A 17814-nucleotide genomic window follows, 5' to 3' on the forward strand; every position below is an offset into this window, starting at 1 on the left:
CGATCTGCACTGGGGTGATTGTGTTCCGGACCATACCTACCTCACATCTCATGGAACGCTGCGATGAGTGCAGCGAAGTAAAAACAAGAATGTCCGGTAGTCCGGTGCATATACCCTAAGCGCGTATAAAAAATAAATAAACTAACTTTTAGGAATATGAATAGAAGTGTGTCGTGAGCAACTGTACGCAGGGCAACACTTTGTTTTTGTAGCAACACACCGCCCGAGATCAGTCTGTAGGAGCGAACGGTGCGGTCTGGCTTGCTCGCGAAGAACGATGACTGGGTGCGTCAAAGGCTGACGCCTTCGCGAGCAAGCTTCGCTCCTACAGTGAACGCACAACGTTCAGTGTTTTCGGGGCTCTGCAGCCATGAGCGGTTCCTTTGGCCGGACCTTTAAATAGGGATTCGCACATCCGATTTTCAGCGTGCGCGCCGGTGCCCATCGGGAATTGTTACCCACGCGGTCGAGGATGCAGTAAGTCACTTCCAGCCGCAGGTCTTCGCCGGCTTCGAGAATGATCGCGGGCGGCACCCAGACTTGAATCGGCTCACCCACGTCGCTCGCCTTGAGGCGTGGCAGGTCCATGCGCACATCGCCCCAGCGCACGGTGATTTCATCGTCGGCGGCCATGTTCAGGTACGGCTCTATGGTCAAGGGAACGCCGCGCTTGATCTGGTTCGGGTTGACGCCCTGACGACGGATGGTTTCAGGAATGCCCACCGGCGCCAGGCGCTGGTTTTCGTCACCACACAGCGCAGATGGCTGGCCGCCGGGGCAGTCGAGCTTGACCTGTACACGGGTTGCCGGTGACAGCGCAGGCCCCTGGCCGACCTGCATGAGCCGATAGTGAAGGCGTGAGGAGCCATTGGCGATGAAGCTTTCCGGCACTCGCAGACTGATCGCTTTCCCGACGTCCTGGGTATTCAGCACTCTGGAGGCCACGTAGCAGTTATCCCAGAACAGCTCGATCAAGTCGCCTTCATCCATGCCGGAGTAAGGCGCGACGTCGATCAGCAGATGAGCTGCCGAGCTGATGTTGATGCCGCTCTTGTGTGATTGCGCCACGATCGGCGCCGCAAGTTCGGGTTTGTTCGAAGTGTTTTTCATGGGTTTCTCCTTGAAGTCTTGCAGCGAAGTCCGTTTCTGAAAGAGCTGAAGTGCCGAGTAATAAACGGATCATTACTTGGTATGAAAACAATGATTGAACCGTCAGTGATTACATCGGCTGGCGACTAGATAAGAGTGCGCATGAATAACTGTCAATAGAATGAGTTAGTTGAGTAATGAATCTGACGTTATTCAGAAGTCTCCTACACTTTGAGGTTAAGAAGCCGCAGCGTGCTGTCGAACATGACCACTGAATCAGCGGTGTTTGCGCGCCGAATATGCAGATCCCGTGCACACTGAGGGCGAAGCGTCTCGAGAGATTTTAGGCGAGGTTTATCGGTAGCAGGACATAGATATGTACCGCACACGATATTAAAGGAAAGATAAATAATTCGAGTTTTCGTAAGGAAGATTATGACCGTGCAATGGTACTTCCATCCGTGGAAGTTAACACTTTGTCATCGCAGCTCAGTTGTGAGAATTGTTCAGAAACTTGCTGAGAAACTGCTTTGTACGTTCTTCTTTAGGATTGGCAAACAGCGCCTTGGCTTCGCCTTGCTCGACGATCACCCCCTTGTCGAAAAACACCACGCGGTTGGCCACGTCTCGGGCAAAACCCATTTCGTGAGTAACGATGACCATGGTGCGATTCTCTTCAGCCAGGCTGCGAATGGTCGCCAGCACTTCACCCACCAACTCCGGATCGAGCGCTGAGGTGGGTTCATCGAACAGGATCACTTCCGGCTCCATCGCGAGCGCGCGGGCAATCGCCACACGCTGTTGCTGCCCACCGGAGAGTCGTCGCGGGTAAGCATCTTCCTTGCCCGCGAGGCCAACCCTGGCCAACAGCTTTTTACCCAGGGCGACGGCTTCGGCGTGAGGGATCTTCTTCACGATGATCGGGCCTTCGATGACGTTTTCCAGGGCGGTTCGATGGGGAAACAGGTTGAAGTTCTGGAACACGAAGCCGACGTGCTGACGCAGGCGTCGCACCAGGTTCTGCTGCTGGTTCAGCGGGCGGCTGCCATCGATTTCGATGTCGCCGACCTTGATCCGGCCGCTGGTGGGTTCTTCCAGGAAGTTCAAGCAACGCAGGAACGTGGTTTTCCCCGAGCCACTTGGCCCGATGATCGCGACGACCTCGCCTTCCTTCACCTCCAGATCGATGCCGTTGAGCACGACTTGACCCTTGAACTGCTTTGTCAGTTTTTCCACGACAATCATGGGGTCAGGACTCCTGGTCGTGCCGATTGACCCGCTCTTCCAACTTGTTCTGCAGGTGCGAAAGCACCGTGGCCAGAATCCAGTAGATCAGCGCGGCGGCAAGATACATGGTGAAAATTTCGAAGGTCCGGGCGGTAATCAGCTGCGCCTGGCGGAACAGTTCCGGCACCTGGATGGTGGCGGCCAGTGCGGTGTCCTTGACCAGCGAGATGAAGCTGTTGCCCAGCGGTGGCAGGGCCGTGCGCATCGCCTGCGGCAGGATGGCCCGGCGCAGGGTTTGCGCACGGGTCATGCCGATACTCGCGGCGGCTTCCCACTGGCCACGCTCGATAGAACTGATCGCCGAACGCAGGATTTCGCAGGCGTAGGCGGCCATGTTCAGCGAGAAGCCGATCAGGGCCGCCGGCAGTGGATCAAGTTCGATACCCAATTGCGGCAAGCCGTAATAGATCACGAACAGTTGCACCAGCAACGGCGTGCCGCGAAAGAACGACACGTAGATGCGGGCGATCCAGCTCACCAGTTTGAAGCGCGACAGACGCATCAACGCCAGGCCGAAACCCATCATCAGACCGAAGAACATTCCGCCCAGACTGAGGATTACCGTGTAGTACGCACCCTTCAGCAGGAAGGGCGCGGAGTCCAGCGCAAGTTGGAAAGCTTCTTCCATTATTGAGTGACGTCAGCGCTGAAGTATTTTTCCGAAAGCTTTTTCAGCGTACCGTCGGCACGCAGCTTGTCGATGGCCTTGTTCACCGCTGCCAGCAACTCAGGTTCGCCTTTGCGCAGGGCGACACCGGCTTCCTGACGGGAGAACGCTTCGCCGGCGGCGGAGGTGTCCTTGGCTTTCTTGGCGTATTCCAGTGCAGCGAGACGGTCGATCAGGATGGCGTCGATACGGCCGACGCGCAGGTCCTGGAATTTGGTCGGATCATCTTCATAAGTGCGGATGTCTGCCTTGGGCACATTCTCTTTCACCCACTGCTCGTAGTTGGTGCCCAGGCCGACGCCCACTTTCTTGCCGGCCAGATCGGCGGCGGTCTTGATGGTGTCTTTGTTCTTGGTCAGGGTCAGCGCCTGAATCCCGGAAACGGTGTACGGCTCGGAGAAGTCATACTTCTTCTTGCGCTCTTCGGAGATGGTCACCTGGTTGATCACCGCGTCCAGACGCTTGGATTCCAGCGCCGCGAGGATGCCGTCCCATTTGGTCGGTTGCAGTTTGACCTTCACGCCCAGCTCTTTGGCCAGGGCTTCGGAGAACTCGACTTCGAAGCCGGCCAGTTTGCCGTCGGCATCGACGAAACTGAACGGTGGGTAAGTACCTTCCAGACCGACGTTGATCACGCCCGCGTCCTTGATTTTTTGCAGCTGCTCACCGGCAACCGCTTGCCCCAGCAGACCGGCGCTCAGCGCCAGGCCCAGCGAACCCACCAGCAGATTTCGACGTAGTGCGGAAAAATTCATGACAAGCCCCTGTGTTTTCTTATGAAGACGCTTTTAGGAATGTTGGCAAAATCGGGATTTGGACGACTGCAATATCCTGCCCTAAAGAAGCGTATGCGTCTCGCTGCAAATTCGCCTGCGGCGTGACTATATGACGACGCTTTTAGATAGGAAAATAATAAATATTCTGTTTGTTATTCTTTTGTTGCATATACGGTCAGTTCGATCCCCTGTGGCGAGGGAGCTTGCTCCCGCTCGGCATCGAAGCAGTCGAAAAACCCGATCACCGCGATTCGAATGAAACACCGCAGCGCAAATTTTGGGGGCGCTCCGCGCCCCAGCGGGAGCAAGCGCCCTCGCCACAAACGCTCTTCAGCCCGTTAGTGAATCCTTGTAGGCAAACAACGCCGGCGCCCCGCCGGTGTGCAGGAAGATGATCGGCCCTTGATCAAAACGCTGACGACCAATCCCGTCGAGCAAACCGGCCATGGCCTTGCCGGTATACACCGGGTCCAGCAGCAAACCTTCCTGGCTCGCCACCAGCTTCACCGCGGACAGCGTCCCGGCATTCGGCTCGCCATAGCGCGGAGCAAAATATTCGTCCCACAGCTCGACCTTGAAACTGTCCGGCAAGCTCACGCCCAACAGCGCCGCGGTACGCTCGGCCAGTCCCTGGACCTTGGGCCGCTGATCTTCATCGCTACGGGATACCGTCACGCCAATCACTGGCAAATCCGGCAATACTTCGCTCAACGCGAGTGCCAGGCCGCTGTGGGTTCCGGCGCTGCCCGAGGCCAATACCACCGCCGCGAAATTCAGGCCGGTGTCCTTGATCTGCTCGGCCAGTTCCAGCCCGGCGCGCACATAACCCAAAGCGCCCAACGCGTTCGAGCCACCGATCGGCACCAGATACGGTTTTTTGCCGTTGCTGCGCAGGCGTGCGGCCAAGGCCTCCAGTTGCTCGTCAGCGTTGTCGAGGTTTTCCACCAACTCAACCTTGGTATCGAACAGGTCGAGCAACAGCCGATTGCCGTTGCCGACATAGTCGGTGTCGTCGGTGCCCAGAGGATTCTCCAGCAGTGCTACGCATCCCAGGCCCAGTTTCGCTGCGAGAGCCGCTGTCTGGCGCACGTGGTTGGATTGCAACGCACCTGCCGTGATCAGCGTGTCCGCACCCTGGGCCAGCGCATCGGCGGCCAGGTATTCGAGTTTGCGCAGCTTGTTGCCGCCCATCGCCAGCGGCGTCAGGTCGTCGCGTTTGACGTAGACGTCGCGGCCGAGCCAGGCCGACAGGCGTTCGAGTTTTTCCAGAGGGGTCGGGTGGCCGAGCAGATCGAGGCGGTCAAAGCGGGCGAGCTGTTGTTTGATCATGGGTCCGTACTGGCGGTGATAGATGTCAGGACTATAGGCACGCCTATATGCAGGGGCAACCGGCAAGATTACTTATAGCCAAAAGTGCTGAGCACAGCACAATCGGTTCTTAATTCGGCTTCCAGACCTTGCCGTAAAGTAATCGCCGTCAGCGCGGCCAGACACTCCGGCCGCCCGTGTGGAGTTTTTACCGTGAGCGAGCGTTCCAGCCATTGGCAATTGCAGACCATCGTCAGCCAGTTGCGCACGGCGCGCGACCAGTGGCGTGCGCAAAACGGCCGTGCCAGCGGCGAGCAGGGCGGTCGCGAGTTGCCCTCCCGAGCGGCCATGGCGGAGATTCTTGAAGCGCTGTGCGGGGCGCTGTTCCCGATGCGCCTCGGGCCGGTGGACTTGCGTGAAGAGAGTGAAGACTTCTATGTCGGCCACACGCTGGACGTTGCGCTGAACGCGTTGCTGGGTCAGGCGCGGCTTGAATTGCGTTACGCCGCCCGCCACAGCGCCTCGGCCGACACTGAAGTCGAAGCCAAAACGATCCAGATCATCCAGGACTTCGCCCTGGCGCTGCCGGGGCTGCGCAGCTTGCTGGACACTGACGTGCTGGCGGCCTATCACGGTGACCCGGCGGCTCGCAGCGTCGATGAAGTGTTGCTGTGCTATCCGGGGATTCTGGCGGTGATTCACCATCGCCTCGCGCATCACTTGTACCGCGCCGGACTGCCGCTGCTGGCGCGGATCAGCGCAGAAATCGCTCACTCGGCGACCGGTATCGATATCCACCCGGGCGCGCAAATCGGCCGCAGCTTCTTCATCGATCACGGGACGGGTGTGGTGATCGGCGAGACCGCCATCATTGGCGAGCGCGTGCGGATTTATCAGGCGGTGACCCTGGGCGCCAAACGCTTCCCGGCGGATGAAGACGGCCAGTTGCAGAAGGGCCATCCGCGGCATCCGATTGTCGAGGATGATGTGGTGATCTACGCCGGTGCGACGATTCTGGGGCGGATCACCATCGGCAAGGGCTCGACCATCGGCGGCAACGTCTGGCTGACGCGCAGTGTGCCGGCGGGGTGCAACCTGACGCAGGCGAATCTGCAGCATGATGATGGGGCGCAGAAGTAAGTCTCGACATCTCCAGTGGTCTTGCTGACGCCTTCGCGGGCAAGCCACGCTCCCACAGGTCTTGTGTCGAACCCGGATTTTGCGAACGCCACAAAACCTGTGGGCTTGCCCGCGATTGGTTTCAAGCCGAACCGAGATAATGGCATTTCACTGATTTCCCACTGAACGAATCCCCCAAACCCCACGTCATACCCATCCTTGAGCTAGCGTACACAACAGGTTTTGTGGCGAGGGAACTTGCTCCCGCTCGGTTGCGAAGCAGCCGCATTCCTGGCGAAAACCGGGGTGCCGCTTCGCGACACAGGGGGAGCAAGCTCCCTCGCCACACCGTACCGCCGAGCCTTGCGATTAGTCCTTAGCACCCTATTCATGTTTAACTTGAACGCTCATTCAAGTTAAACCGCCGGTTTGCTGCCCGCTCACAACAGGAGGCTTGCCCTTGCCGAGTCCGTTATTGATTGCCCGGTTTCACCCCCTTGAGGCGCACCTTTCATGAGTGCACCGTCTACCCCCGCCAGCGGCCAGGTCCGCATGAATCCGCCGGTGTTTTACTTCGCCGCGACCTTCATTCTGCTCTTCGGCCTCGTCGTCATCGCCATGCCTGAACAGGCCGGCGCCTGGCTTCTGCAAGCGCAAAACTGGGCGGCCAACACGGTCGGCTGGTACTACATGCTCGCGATGACCCTGTATCTGGTCTTCGTGGTGGTCACCGCCTTGTCCGGCTACGGCAAGATCAAGCTCGGTGCCGACCACGACGAGCCCGAATTCAGTTACCTGTCCTGGGCCGGCATGCTGTTCGCCGCCGGGATCAGCATCACGCTGTTTTTCTTTTGCGTGTCCGAACCGCTGACCCATTTGTCGCAACCGCCCCAAGGCGAGGCCGGCACCGCGGACGCGGCGCGCCAGGCGATGCAGATTCTGTTTCTGCACTGGGGCCTGCACGGCTGGGGCGTGTTTGCCTTCGTCGGCATGGCGCTGGCCTATTTCGCCTACCGCCACAACCTGCCGCTGGCCTTGCGTTCGGCGCTGTATCCGCTGATCGGCAAACGCATCAACGGTCCGATCGGTTACGCGGTGGATGGCTTCGGCATCATCGCCACGGTGTTCGGCCTTGGTGCCGACATGGGCTTCGGGGTGTTGCACCTCAACTCGGGGCTCGACTACCTGTTCGGCGTCGCCCACACCCAGTGGGTTCAGGTCGGCCTGATCACGCTGATGATGGGCGCTGCGATCATCGTCGCGGTGTCCGGCGTCGATAAAGGCGTGCGGGTGATGTCCGACATCAACATGCTGCTGGCCTGTGCGCTGCTGCTGTTCGTGTTGTTCGCCGGCCCGACGCAGCACTTGCTCAACACCCTGATCCAGAACATCGGTGACTACCTCGGCGCGTTGCCGATGAAGAGTTTTGACCTCTACGCCTACGACAAACCCAGCGACTGGCTGGGTGGCTGGACGGTGTTCTACTGGGCCTGGTGGATCGCGTGGTCGCCGTTCGTGGGCCTGTTCATCGCACGGATTTCCCGTGGCCGGACCATCCGCGAATTCGTCTTCGGGGTGCTGTTGATCCCGCTTGGTTTCACCCTCGCGTGGATGTCGATTTTCGGTAACAGCGCCATCGACCAAGTGCTCAACCACGGCATGAGCGCGCTCGGCATGTCGGCCATCGACAACCCGTCGATGACCCTCTACCTGCTGCTGGAAACCTACCCATGGAGCAAAACCGTGATTGCGGTCACGGTGTTCATCAGCTTCGTGTTCTTCGTCACCTCGGCCGATTCCGGCACCGTGGTGCTGTCGACGCTCTCCGCCAAGGGTGGCAACCCGGATGAAGACGGGCCGAAATGGCTGCGGGTGTTCTGGGGCGCGATGACCGCGCTGGTGACCAGTGCGCTGCTGTTCTCCGGCAGCATCGACGCGCTGAAGTCGGCGGTGGTGCTGACGTCGTTGCCGTTCTCGCTGATCTTGCTGCTGATGATGTGGGGTCTGCACAAGGCGTTTTATCTCGAGTCACAGAAGCAGATCGCCCAATTGCATTCCCTGGCGCCGGTGTCCGGTTCCCGGCGTGGCGGATGGCGTCAGCGTTTGAGCCAGGCGGTGCATTTCCCGTCGCGCGATGAGGTCTATCGCTTCCTCGACACGACGGTGCGCCCGGCGATTGAAGAAGTGACGGCGGTGTTCGTCGAGAAGGGCTTGAACGTGGTCACTCAGCCTGATCCGGCGAACGACAGCGTCAGCCTGGAAATCGGTCACGGCGAGCAGCATCCGTTCATCTATCAGGTGCAGATGCGTGGCTACTTCACGCCGTCCTTCGCCCGTGGCGGCATGGGTTCCAAGGAACTCAACAATCGTCGTTATTATCGGGCCGAAGTGCATTTGAGCGAGGGCAGTCAGGACTACGATCTGGTGGGCTACACCAAGGAGCAGGTCATCAACGACATCCTCGATCAGTACGAGCGGCACATGCAGTTTTTGCATTTGGTGCGTTGAGGTCAGGTCTCGCTGCTCATCACCATGAACAGCACCAGCGCTGCCACCGGCACACCAAACACGACACTGCCGACCACCAGTTCCGTCGTCACGGGCTGGCCGGCAGTGACCACGCCGATGGCGCCGTTGATCATTGTCAGGGCCAGCCACAGGACGATGAAGCTGTAGGTCAGGGTCTGCCGACCGAAGCCGATTTTCTCGCCGATGAACAGCATCAGCGCGAGGAGGACCAGGCCGAAGAAGATGATGATGGTGGTGTGCATGATGTGTTCCTCCTGTCAGGTGGGTGTCGCCTGTGCAGCCGCCCTCGGTCTCCCTGCTCAGTTTTGAGCATAGGCGTCAGTGCGCTCTCCGTGCTTAAACCAACCCGCCATTGACCCGCAGGATTTGCCCGTTGACCCAAGCCGCATCCGGCCCGACGAGGAAGGACACAACGCGGGAGATGTCTTCCGGCTGAGCCAGGCGTTCCAGCGGCGGCATCCTGGCGAAGGTTTGAATGTGTTCTTCGCTCTTGCCGTGCAGGAACAGATCGGTCGCCACCGGGCCCGGGGCGACGGCATTGACGGTGATGTGGCGACCGCGCATTTCCTTGGCGAACACCTGAGTCAGGGATTCCACCGCCGCTTTGCTGGCGATGTACACGGCGTAGCCCGGCAGGTTCATGCCGACGGTACTGCTGGAAAAATTGACGATCCGTCCGCCGCTGTTCAGGCGAGTGGCCGCTTCACGCAACGTGTTGAACGTGCCGCGAGCGTGAATGTTGAAGTTCTGGTCGAACAGTTCGTCCGTGTGTTGCGCCAGCGGCATCACTTTGAAAATGCCGGCGTTGTTGATCAACACATCGACTTTGCCCAGCTGCGATTCGGTTTCATCGAACATCCGGCGCACGTCGTCGGCATTGGCCACGTCAGCCTTGATCGCTATGGCTTGATGGCCGGCCTGACGCAACTCCACGACCAGTCCGGAGGCTTCGGCGGCGCTGCTGGCGTAGTTGATGGCGACGGCGAACCCCTCGCTGGCCAGTTGTCTGGCGATGACGGCGCCGATGCCGCGAGAGGCACCGGTCACGATGGCCACTTTCGAAGTTTGAGTAGTCATGGCGGTTAATCCTTTGGGGGTGTTGGTGGGGGGGGAAAGCCAGATTCACATGTTTACTCAGGCCGATAAATGCACGAGAGTTGCCTTGACTGTTCAATAATCGCCAACAATCGAAGCTCCGGAGCTCAGCGTGGATCAAGTCAAGGCAATGAAGGTTTTCGTGCGGATCTACGAGCGCAGCAGCTTCACCCTGGCCGCCGAAGACCTGAATCTGCCGCGGGCAACCCTGACCCACACGCTGAATCAGTTCGAAGCCTGGCTCGGTACGCGTTTGCTGGAGCGCAGCACACGTAAAGTGCGTCCGACGCTGGACGGCGAGGCTTACTACCTGCGTTGTGTGCAGTTGCTGGCAGAGCTGGAAGAAGCCGAGCTGGCCTTTCGCAGCGTGGCGCCGAAGGGGCGATTGCGCGTGGATTTGCATGGCACCTTGGCCAAGCACTTCGTGATCCCTGCGTTGCCGCAGTTCATGGCCCGTTACCCGGATATCGAACTCTCCATCAGCGAGGCCGACCGCTTTGTCGACCTGATTGCCGAAGGCGTCGACTGCGTACTGCGCGCCGGCACCCTCGGCGACTCGGCGCTGATCGGCAAGCGTGTCGCCAACCTGCGGCAGATCACCTGCGCCAGTCCTGCATATCTGCGCAAATACGGCGAACCGAGAACCCTCGAAGACCTGAAACACCATCGCGCGGTGAACTACGTCTCGCGCACCACGGCCAAGTTGTTTCCATTCGAGTTCATGGTTGATGGCGAGCTGAAGGAAGTGGCCATCGACGGCGCGATTTCAGTATTCGGCGCGGAAATCTATGCCGCGTCGGCCATCGCCGGACTGGGCTTGATCCAGTGCCCGCATTACCGAATGGCAACGCTGATTGCTCAGGGGCTGGTGCAGGAAATCCTCATCGACACCCCTCCGCCGCCGATGCCGGTTTCAGTGCTGTATCCGCACAACCGACACCTGTCGCCACGGGTTCGGGTGTTTGTGGATTGGTTGGGGGAGGTGTTTGCGGGGGCCGTTTGAACGAAGGCTGCGATCCTGGCGATGGTTGTACCGCCGAAGATGAATAATGTGAAACGTTTCAGCATTTCCTCGAGTCGGAGGTTTATCGACGTTTGTCTGGGCGTATGCTGGGCAACTTGCGAAGCAGTCGATGCCAACTTCAAGACAGACAAGAGAGGATTCGATGACCTACACCGCTGCCGAAAACCGCTACGACTCCATTCCTTACCGCCGCGTCGGCCGCAGCGGTCTGGTGCTGCCGGCGTTGTCCCTGGGCCTGTGGCACAACTTCGGCGACAGCACGCCGATCGACACCCAGCGTTCGTTGCTGCGCACGGCGTTCGATCTGGGGATCAACCACTTCGACCTGGCCAACAATTACGGCCCGCCGTACGGCAGCGCCGAGATCAATTTCGGCCGTTTGCTGCGCGAAGACTTCAAGCAGTATCGCGACGAGCTGATCATTTCCAGCAAGGCCGGTTGGGACATGTGGCCCGGTCCTTACGGGCAGGGCGGCGGTTCGCGCAAATACGTGCTGGCCAGTCTTGATCAGAGCCTGCAGCGCCTGGGCCTGGATTATGTGGATATTTTCTATTCCCACCGTTTCGATCCGGATACTCCGCTGGAGGAAACTGCCAGCGCATTGGCTACGGCGGTGCAGCAGGGCAAGGCGCTGTACATCGGCATCTCGTCGTATTCCGGGGTGAAAACCCGTGAGATGGCGGCGCTGTTGAAAGAGTGGAAAGTGCCGTTGCTGATTCACCAGCCGGCCTACAACCTGCTCAATCGCTGGGTGGAAAAGGACCTGCTGGAGGTCACCGACGAACTGGGCACCGGCGTGATTGCCTTCACACCGTTGGCGCAGGGCCTGTTGACCGACAAGTACCTCAATGGCATTCCGAAGGACGCGCGGGTCAATCGTCCGGGCGGTGGTTCTTTGCAGTCCTCGCATCTGTCGGAGGCCAACATCGCCCATGTGCGTGGGCTCAACGAAATCGCCAAGCGTCGCGGCCAGAGCCTCGCGCAACTGGCGCTGGCGTGGACGCTGCGCGATCCGCGGGTGACCTCGGCGCTGATTGGTGCGAGCCGGCCGGAGCAGATCATCGAGAACGTCGGGGCCTTGAAGAATTTGAGCTTCACTGTGGAGGAGTTGGCGGAGATTGACCGGTTTGCCCAGGAGGGCGGGATCAATCTTTGGGAGAAACCTTCGACGGCTGAGTAAGGGTTTGGCGCCAGAATCTTTGGCGCCTTTTAGACCGCTATCGCGAGCAGGCTCGCTCCCACAGTGGTTGGGGGTTGACCACAAAATGTGTGGCCGGCCGATCACTCTGTGGGAGCGAGCCTGCTCGCGATGGGGCCAGTACAGTCAATGGAAAAATCAGGATTTACCTGAAAAACGGCACATCCCCCAACACCGTCGCCCGCTGCATCACCCGCCGCGCCGGTCGGTAATCATCCACCGCGTAATGCTGCGTCACGCGGTTATCCCAGAACGCTACGTCGTCCTTCTGCCAGCGCCAGCGAATGGTGAACTCCGGCCGCGTGGCATGGGCGAACAGAAATTTCAGAATCACCTCGCTCTCGGTTTCCGACAGCTCATTGATCTTCGAGGTGAAGCCTTCATTGACGAACAATGACCGGCGCCCGCTCACCGGGTGTGTGCGGATCACCGGGTGCGACAGCGGCGGATTCCTGCGGCGTGCTTCTTCCCACTGAGCCAGCGCCTCAGGCGTATTGCCATAGCGTTCCAGCGGAAACGAACGGGTGAAATCGTGAGTCGCGGTCAGCCCTTCAAGCAAACTCTTCATCGGCGCTGACAACGCTTCATAAGCCGCAATGCCGCTGGCCCACAACGTGTCGCCACCAAACTCCGGCAGCAATTTCGCGCTGAGCACCGCACCCATCGCCGGGGTCGGCAGGAAGGTCACGTCGGTGTGCCAGATCGCGTTGTCGCGCACGTCGGTGACGGCCGTGTCGAGGATCAGCACTTCCGGTTGTTCCGGTACATTCGGGTAGATCGGATGAATATGCAGGTCGCCGAAATGGGCGGCGAACCGTGCCTGTTGCTGCGGCGTGATCGGCTGGTCGCGGAAGAACAGCACCTGATGCTGGAGCAGCGCCTGCTCGATGGCATCGCGCTGTTCCAGGGTCAGCGGCTGACTGATGTCGATGCCGCTGATTTGCGCGCCGAGCGCGTAGCTGAGAGAGACGATTGTCAGGTGGCTCATGGTGGTTCTCTTAATCCGGGGTGCCGAACTGTCGGCGTGTTCAATGACAAGTCTTTAGTGAGCCTGGCCGTGCCACGGCACCAGTTTGCGTTGCAGAGCACGCAGGCCCATCTCCATGGCAAAGGCGATCAGCGCAATCACCAGAATCCCCAGTACCACCACATCGGTGACCAGGAATTGCGCGGCCGACTGGACCATGAAGCCCAAACCGCTGGTGGCGGCGATCAGCTCGGCGGCGACCAGCGTCGACCAACCCACCCCCAGACCAATACGCACGCCCGTCAAAATGTCCGGCAAGGCACTCGGTAAAATCACATGGCGAATCAATTGTGCCCGGGTTGCGCCCAGCGACTGCGCAGCGCGCAATCTGGCCGGGTCGACGGTGCGCACGCCCGTCGCGGTGGCGATGGCGATCGGGGCGAAAATCGCCAGGTAGATCAGCAAGACTTTCGACAGCTCGCCAATGCCGCACCAGATGACGATCAGCGGCAAATAGGCCAGCGGTGGAATCGGGCGGTAGAACTCGATCAGCGGATCGAGAATGCCCCGCGCGATACGGTTGGCACCGATCGCAATGCCGACCGGCACGGCGGTCAGCACGGCAAAGCCGAGGCCCAGACCGATGCGGCCGAGGCTCGCGCCCAGGTGCTGCCACAACGTTGAATCCATGTAGCCGGTGGTCACCAGCAGCCAGCCCTTTTGCAGCACGGCAGACGGTGGCGGCAGAAACAGCGGCTCGATCATTCCGGTAGCAGTCACGGCCCACCAAAGGGCAACCAGCGCGACCAGGGTCAGCACGCTGATCCAGCGCGTGCTCACACTGCGACGAACAGGAATGACCGTCGAACCCGGTTTCACCGTCACCGCCGGAATTTCATAGCTGCTCATGCGCGCTCCTGCCGCGTGGCGGCGCTGCGTTGGGAGAAGACTTTGGCGAGTACGTGTTCGCGGGTTTCGATAAAGCGCCGGTCGGATTTGATCGCCCGTGCGGATTCGCCAGCGGCATAACGCTGACCAAAATCCAGGCTCAGTCGCTCGACGATTTGCCCGGGGTTTGGCGCCAGCAGAATCAGGTCCGTGGCGAGAAACACCGCTTCTTCGATGTCGTGGGTAATCAGGAAAACGGGTTTGGCTGTGCGTTTCCACACCTGCAACAGCAGCTCCTGCATCTGTTCGCGGGTGAAGGCGTCGAGGGCGCCGAAGGGTTCGTCCATCAGCAGCACGCGAGGATCGGCGGCGAGCGCACGGGCCAGGCCGACACGCTGTTTCTGGCCACCCGATAATTGCCAGATGCGGCGATGTTCGAAACCGGAAAGGTCCACCAGCGCGAGCATTTCCCGAGCGCGGCTTTCACGTTTGTCGCGGGAAACACCCGCCAGTTCCAGACCGAAACCGACGTTGGCCAGCACGTCCTGCCAAGGCAGCAGCGCGTCGTCCTGGAACACCACGCCACGTTCTGCGCTCGGGCCTTTGACCGGCACACCATCAAGGGTGATGCGCCCGGCGCTGGGTTCGACGAAACCGGCAATCAGGTTCAACAGCGAAGTCTTGCCACTGCCGGAAGGGCCGAGGGCCACCAGCAATTGCTGGGGGCCAAGGCTCAAGGAAATATCCGCCAGCACCGGTTCCGGGCTGCCAGGGTACTGTGCGCTGATGCGCTCCAGCTGTAGCAAAGCCATCGCGATTCACTCCCGATCAGTTGGTGATGAACTTGGCGCTGACGTACGGCGCGTAGTCCGGCAGTACGGCCTCGACTTTGCCTTGTTCCTTGAGGAACACGGCGGTGTCGGTGATGGCTTTGGTGGTCGGCGCACCGAGGGTGATCACCTGATCAGCCGCCAGCGGATAGACGTTGCCTTGCAGCAACAGCGGAATGTCGCTGGCCTTGGCGCCGGACAGCTTCACCAGTTTGTCGACGTTGGACTGATTGGCGAGCCAGGCTTGCGGATCCTTGCGGTAATCGGCGTAGGCGTCGAGGGTGACTTTAGCGAACGCGGTGACGATTTCCGGGTGCTTCTGGGCGAAGTCTTTACGCACGATCCATGCATCGAAAGTCGGTGCGCCGAACTTGGCCAGTTCGCCGGAGGTGATCAGTACTTTGCCGTTTTCCTTGGCTACACCGAGCGCCGGATCCCAAACGTAAGTGGCGTCGATGTCACCGCGTTTCCACGCCGCAATGATCGCCGGCGGCGCGAGGTTGAGCACCGTGACTTTCGACGGGTCAATGTTCCAGTGCTTCAACGCGGCCAGCAGGCTGTAGTGACCGGTGGAAACGAACGGCACGGCAATTTTCTTGCCGATCAGGTCTTGCGGCGTCTTGATCCCGGACCCGTCGCGGGCGACCAGGGCTTCCGCGGCGCCGATTTGCGTGGCAATCAGAAAGGTTTCTACGGGAACTTTACGAGTGATCGCAGCCGTCAGGGGGCTGGAGCCGAGGTAACCGATCTGCACATCACCGGACGCGATGGCGGCGATGATGTCGGCGCCGTTGTCGAATTTGCGCCAGTCGATTTCGGCGTTGGTGGCTTTTTCGTACGCGCCGTCGGCCTGGGCGACTTTCGCCGGGTCTACGGTGGTCTGGTAAGCGACGGTCACGTCAGCCGCCTGGGCAAAGAAACTCGCGGCCGCCAAAGACGCGGCTGCCAGGAGGCGAATAGGGGAATTCAGTTTCATTGGGAAGCTCCTTTTCAGACGAACCGAGAGTCGGCGTGAAAACGAGACTAAATGATATAAGAATACGAAAATAAATAACTTTTTAGAATGAGCTTATGAGCGGAAAATTCTAAGAGAGAGTCGTTGTCGACCGCTTTCGTGGCGAGGGAGCTTGCTCCCGCTGGAGGCCGAAGGACTCCCGATCCAGACAATCGCATTCTGGAAGATAAAACAGGGTTGTCTGGTTGTGCGGCTGCTGTGCAGCCAAGCGGGAGCAAGCTCCCTCGCCACAATGATTTGCAGTGACTGAGGGAGCGAGTGAAGGTTAGTTGCTGATTGCCAGAATGCTCGCCTGATACGAACCGACAAACACATCGAAATCGCCGACTTCGTTCTGTTCCAGCTCTACTTGCTCAGCCAGCGAGGTACGTGCACGGTCTTCAAATTTCGCCTGGTCTTCGCCTGAAAGCGGCTCGCTGCGGAAAAATTCCGCGTGGGCCTCGCTCTGACGCAGGGAGAACTGGCTGAAGCTTTCCTTGTGCTCGGCCATCGCCGCCAGCACCTGGGCCGATGGCGTCAGGGACGGGTCCTTGACCTTGGCCAGTTGCGCATCCAGCGCCTTGCTGTGCGCATCGCCGCCATGGCTCTGATCCAATAATGCCGCCAGTGGTGCAATTTTCTCTAACAGATCGCCAGCCCACTCTTTCAGGTCAACCGGTTGACCGTCGCGCTGCAGTTGCAGGCCCGGACGGCGACCTTCCTTGACCACGCTGAGGAAGTTCGAGGTGGCGTTGCCGCATGAAGTATTGGTCAGCAGCGGGCTGTCGTTCAGCGCGCAATACAGCAGGAACGCATCGAGGAAGCGCGATTCGGTGAGGTCGATGCCCATTGGCAGGAACGGGTTGATGTCCAGGCAACGGACTTCAACGTACTGGATGCCACGGGCCACCAGCGCCTGGATCGGTCGTTCGCCGGTGTAGGTCACGCGTTTCGGGCGGATGTTGGAGTAGTACTCGTTTTCGATCTGCAGGATGTTGGTGTTGAGCTGAACCCACTCACCGTCCTGATGGGTACCGATTTCAACGTACGGTGGGTACGGCGTAGCCACCGCTTTGCGCAGGCTGTCGGTGTAGCTCGTCAGATCGTTGTAGCAGGGCGTCAGACCGGCCTGGGCGTTGCTCTGGTAACCCAGGTCGCTCATGCGCAGGCTGGTGGCATACGGCAGGTACAAAGTGTCCGGGTCCAGTTGCTCCAACTGGTGCGAGCGACCGCGCAGGAAACCGGCGTCCAGCGCTGGAGAGGCACCGAACAGGTACATCAGCAGCCAGCTGTAGCGACGGAAGTTGCGGATCAGGGCAATGTAGGCCGACGACTGATAGTCGCGGTCAGTGCCGACAAAGCCTTCGGCTTCTTTGAGCAGCGGCCAGAGTTTTTCCGGCAGGGAAAAGTTGTAGTGAATCCCGGCGATGCACTGCATGGTCTTGCCGTAGCGAAGGGCCAGGCCCTTGCGGTAGACATACTTGAGCTTGCCGATGTTGGACGTGCCGTAATAGGCGATCGGGATATCTTCCTCGGCCGGCAACGGGCACGGCATCGACGGACTCCACAGGTACTCGTTGCCGAGCTTGCTGTAGGCAAAACGGTGAATCTTGTCCAGGCTCGCCAGGGTGTCGGCCGGGTCGGGCAGGGCGGGGGTGATGAACTCCAGCAGTGACTCGGAATAGTCAGTGGTGATTTGTTCGTTGGTCAGCGCGGAACCCAATTCTTCCGGGTGCGGCGTTTGCGCCAGGCGACCTTCGCCGGTCACGCGCAGGCATTCACGTTCGATGCCGTGAAGGCACTGTTCGAGCAGAGAGAGGTTAGCGCGCTCGCCGAGCAGAGCCAGGCGGCGGTTGAGAAGTTCGCTCAAGTTGGATTCCTTCACGCGTCAGTCGCCCCAATATGGGGGTGGGCAAGACGGTCTACAAGGGTGAAGTTGAAACTGGCGTTTTCGCCTGGTTTTTGAGCCGCTCAGGCCATATGCCGGTCAGTCAGTAACCGCACAATCCCTGTGGGAGCGAGTCTGCTCGCGATGAGGGAGTG

At 59.7% G+C, this 17814-nt stretch carries 16 protein-coding genes; 4 read left to right on the forward strand and 12 right to left on the reverse strand.

All coding sequences use genetic code 11. The annotated features are described in order from the left end of the window. Positions 1–345: 345 nt before the first annotated feature. The 5 genes from B723_RS06245 to B723_RS06265 form a co-directional block, all read right to left on the reverse strand. A complete protein-coding gene (locus tag B723_RS06245) occupies positions 346–1110 on the reverse strand; it encodes a hypothetical protein (protein WP_017335893.1) in 765 nt (254 codons plus the stop codon). A 468-nt stretch (positions 1111–1578) separates the two neighbouring features. After that, positions 1579–2334, reverse strand: coding sequence for an L-cystine ABC transporter ATP-binding protein TcyN (gene tcyN, locus B723_RS06250; protein WP_017335894.1), 756 nt, complete (start codon positions 2332–2334; stop codon positions 1579–1581). A gap of 4 nt (positions 2335–2338) precedes the next feature. Next, positions 2339–3004, reverse strand: a complete 666-nt coding sequence (tcyL, locus tag B723_RS06255; protein WP_017335895.1) for a cystine ABC transporter permease — start codon at positions 3002–3004, stop codon at positions 2339–2341. Continuing rightward, positions 3004–3798, reverse strand: a complete 795-nt coding sequence (gene tcyJ, locus B723_RS06260; protein WP_017335896.1) for a cystine ABC transporter substrate-binding protein — start codon at positions 3796–3798, stop codon at positions 3004–3006. The genes tcyL and tcyJ overlap by 1 nt, the downstream gene beginning before the upstream one ends. Positions 3799–4149: 351 nt before the next feature. Then, positions 4150–5148 (reverse strand): D-cysteine desulfhydrase, encoded by a 999-nt coding sequence (locus B723_RS06265; RefSeq protein WP_017335897.1) that lies wholly within the window; start codon positions 5146–5148, stop codon positions 4150–4152. Between the two features lie 192 nt (positions 5149–5340). Between B723_RS06265 and epsC the strand changes: the two genes are divergently transcribed. Together epsC and betT are read left to right on the forward strand one after the other, a co-directional pair. Next, positions 5341–6267, forward strand: coding sequence for a serine O-acetyltransferase EpsC (epsC, locus tag B723_RS06270; RefSeq protein ID WP_017335898.1), 927 nt, complete (start codon positions 5341–5343; stop codon positions 6265–6267). 531 nt (positions 6268–6798) lie between these two features. Then, a complete protein-coding gene (gene betT / locus B723_RS06275) occupies positions 6799–8754 on the forward strand; it encodes a choline transporter BetT (RefSeq protein WP_193393013.1) in 1956 nt (651 codons plus the stop codon). A 2-nt stretch (positions 8755–8756) separates the two neighbouring features. Here betT and B723_RS06280 read toward each other — a convergent pair whose 3' ends face one another. Together B723_RS06280 and B723_RS06285 are read right to left on the reverse strand one after the other, a co-directional pair. After that, positions 8757–9017, reverse strand: coding sequence for a hypothetical protein (locus tag B723_RS06280; RefSeq protein ID WP_017335900.1), 261 nt, complete (start codon positions 9015–9017; stop codon positions 8757–8759). A gap of 94 nt (positions 9018–9111) precedes the next feature. Then, positions 9112–9852, reverse strand: a complete 741-nt coding sequence (locus B723_RS06285; RefSeq protein WP_017335901.1) for an SDR family oxidoreductase — start codon at positions 9850–9852, stop codon at positions 9112–9114. 130 nt (positions 9853–9982) lie between these two features. On the opposite strand from B723_RS06285, the gene B723_RS06290 reads away from it, so the two are divergent. Further along, complete coding sequence (locus B723_RS06290; protein ID WP_017335902.1) at positions 9983–10873, forward strand: LysR family transcriptional regulator; 891 nt, start codon at positions 9983–9985, stop codon at positions 10871–10873. Positions 10874–11036: 163 nt separating this feature from the next. Further along, positions 11037–12074, forward strand: coding sequence for an L-glyceraldehyde 3-phosphate reductase (gene mgrA / locus B723_RS06295; protein ID WP_017335903.1), 1038 nt, complete (start codon positions 11037–11039; stop codon positions 12072–12074). 163 nt (positions 12075–12237) lie between these two features. On the opposite strand, the gene tauD is transcribed toward mgrA, so the two are convergent. The 5 genes from tauD to gshA all read right to left on the reverse strand — a co-directional run bounded on the left by tauD (position 12238) and on the right by gshA (position 17641). Beyond that, entirely contained in the window at positions 12238–13080 is an 843-nt protein-coding gene (gene tauD, locus B723_RS06300) for a taurine dioxygenase (protein WP_017335904.1), read from the reverse strand. A 54-nt stretch (positions 13081–13134) separates the two neighbouring features. Beyond that, positions 13135–13968: a taurine ABC transporter permease TauC gene (gene tauC / locus B723_RS06305; protein WP_017335905.1), complete on the reverse strand. Its 834-nt coding sequence runs from the start codon at positions 13966–13968 to the stop codon at positions 13135–13137. Then, positions 13965–14759, reverse strand: coding sequence for a taurine ABC transporter ATP-binding subunit (gene tauB, locus B723_RS06310; protein ID WP_017335906.1), 795 nt, complete (start codon positions 14757–14759; stop codon positions 13965–13967). The genes tauC and tauB overlap by 4 nt, the downstream gene beginning before the upstream one ends. A gap of 16 nt (positions 14760–14775) precedes the next feature. Next, entirely contained in the window at positions 14776–15753 is a 978-nt protein-coding gene (gene tauA, locus B723_RS06315; RefSeq protein ID WP_017335907.1) for a taurine ABC transporter substrate-binding protein, read from the reverse strand. 304 nt (positions 15754–16057) lie between these two features. Next, positions 16058–17641 (reverse strand): glutamate--cysteine ligase, encoded by a 1584-nt coding sequence (gene gshA, locus B723_RS06320; RefSeq protein ID WP_031318224.1) that lies wholly within the window; start codon positions 17639–17641, stop codon positions 16058–16060. Positions 17642–17814: the final 173 nt, after the last annotated feature.

Source organism: Pseudomonas fluorescens NCIMB 11764, from assembly GCF_000293885.2.
Lineage (GTDB): Bacteria > Pseudomonadota > Gammaproteobacteria > Pseudomonadales > Pseudomonadaceae > Aquipseudomonas > Aquipseudomonas fluorescens_B.

Coding starts and splice junctions, on each gene's coding strand:
- B723_RS06245 (WP_017335893.1), bottom strand. CDS start 1,110: ATGAAAAACACTTCGAACAAACCCGAACTTGCGGCGCCGATCGTGGCG.
- tcyN (WP_017335894.1), bottom strand. CDS start 2,334: ATGATTGTCGTGGAAAAACTGACAAAGCAGTTCAAGGGTCAAGTCGTG.
- tcyL (WP_017335895.1), bottom strand. CDS start 3,004: ATGGAAGAAGCTTTCCAACTTGCGCTGGACTCCGCGCCCTTCCTGCTG.
- tcyJ (WP_017335896.1), bottom strand. CDS start 3,798: ATGAATTTTTCCGCACTACGTCGAAATCTGCTGGTGGGTTCGCTGGGC.
- B723_RS06265 (WP_017335897.1), bottom strand. CDS start 5,148: ATGATCAAACAACAGCTCGCCCGCTTTGACCGCCTCGATCTGCTCGGC.
- betT (WP_193393013.1), top strand. CDS start 6,799: ATGAATCCGCCGGTGTTTTACTTCGCCGCGACCTTCATTCTGCTCTTC.
- B723_RS06280 (WP_017335900.1), bottom strand. CDS start 9,017: ATGCACACCACCATCATCATCTTCTTCGGCCTGGTCCTCCTCGCGCTG.
- B723_RS06285 (WP_017335901.1), bottom strand. CDS start 9,852: ATGACTACTCAAACTTCGAAAGTGGCCATCGTGACCGGTGCCTCTCGC.
- mgrA (WP_017335903.1), top strand. CDS start 11,037: ATGACCTACACCGCTGCCGAAAACCGCTACGACTCCATTCCTTACCGC.
- tauD (WP_017335904.1), bottom strand. CDS start 13,080: ATGAGCCACCTGACAATCGTCTCTCTCAGCTACGCGCTCGGCGCGCAA.
- tauC (WP_017335905.1), bottom strand. CDS start 13,968: ATGAGCAGCTATGAAATTCCGGCGGTGACGGTGAAACCGGGTTCGACG.
- tauB (WP_017335906.1), bottom strand. CDS start 14,759: ATGGCTTTGCTACAGCTGGAGCGCATCAGCGCACAGTACCCTGGCAGC.
- tauA (WP_017335907.1), bottom strand. CDS start 15,753: ATGAAACTGAATTCCCCTATTCGCCTCCTGGCAGCCGCGTCTTTGGCG.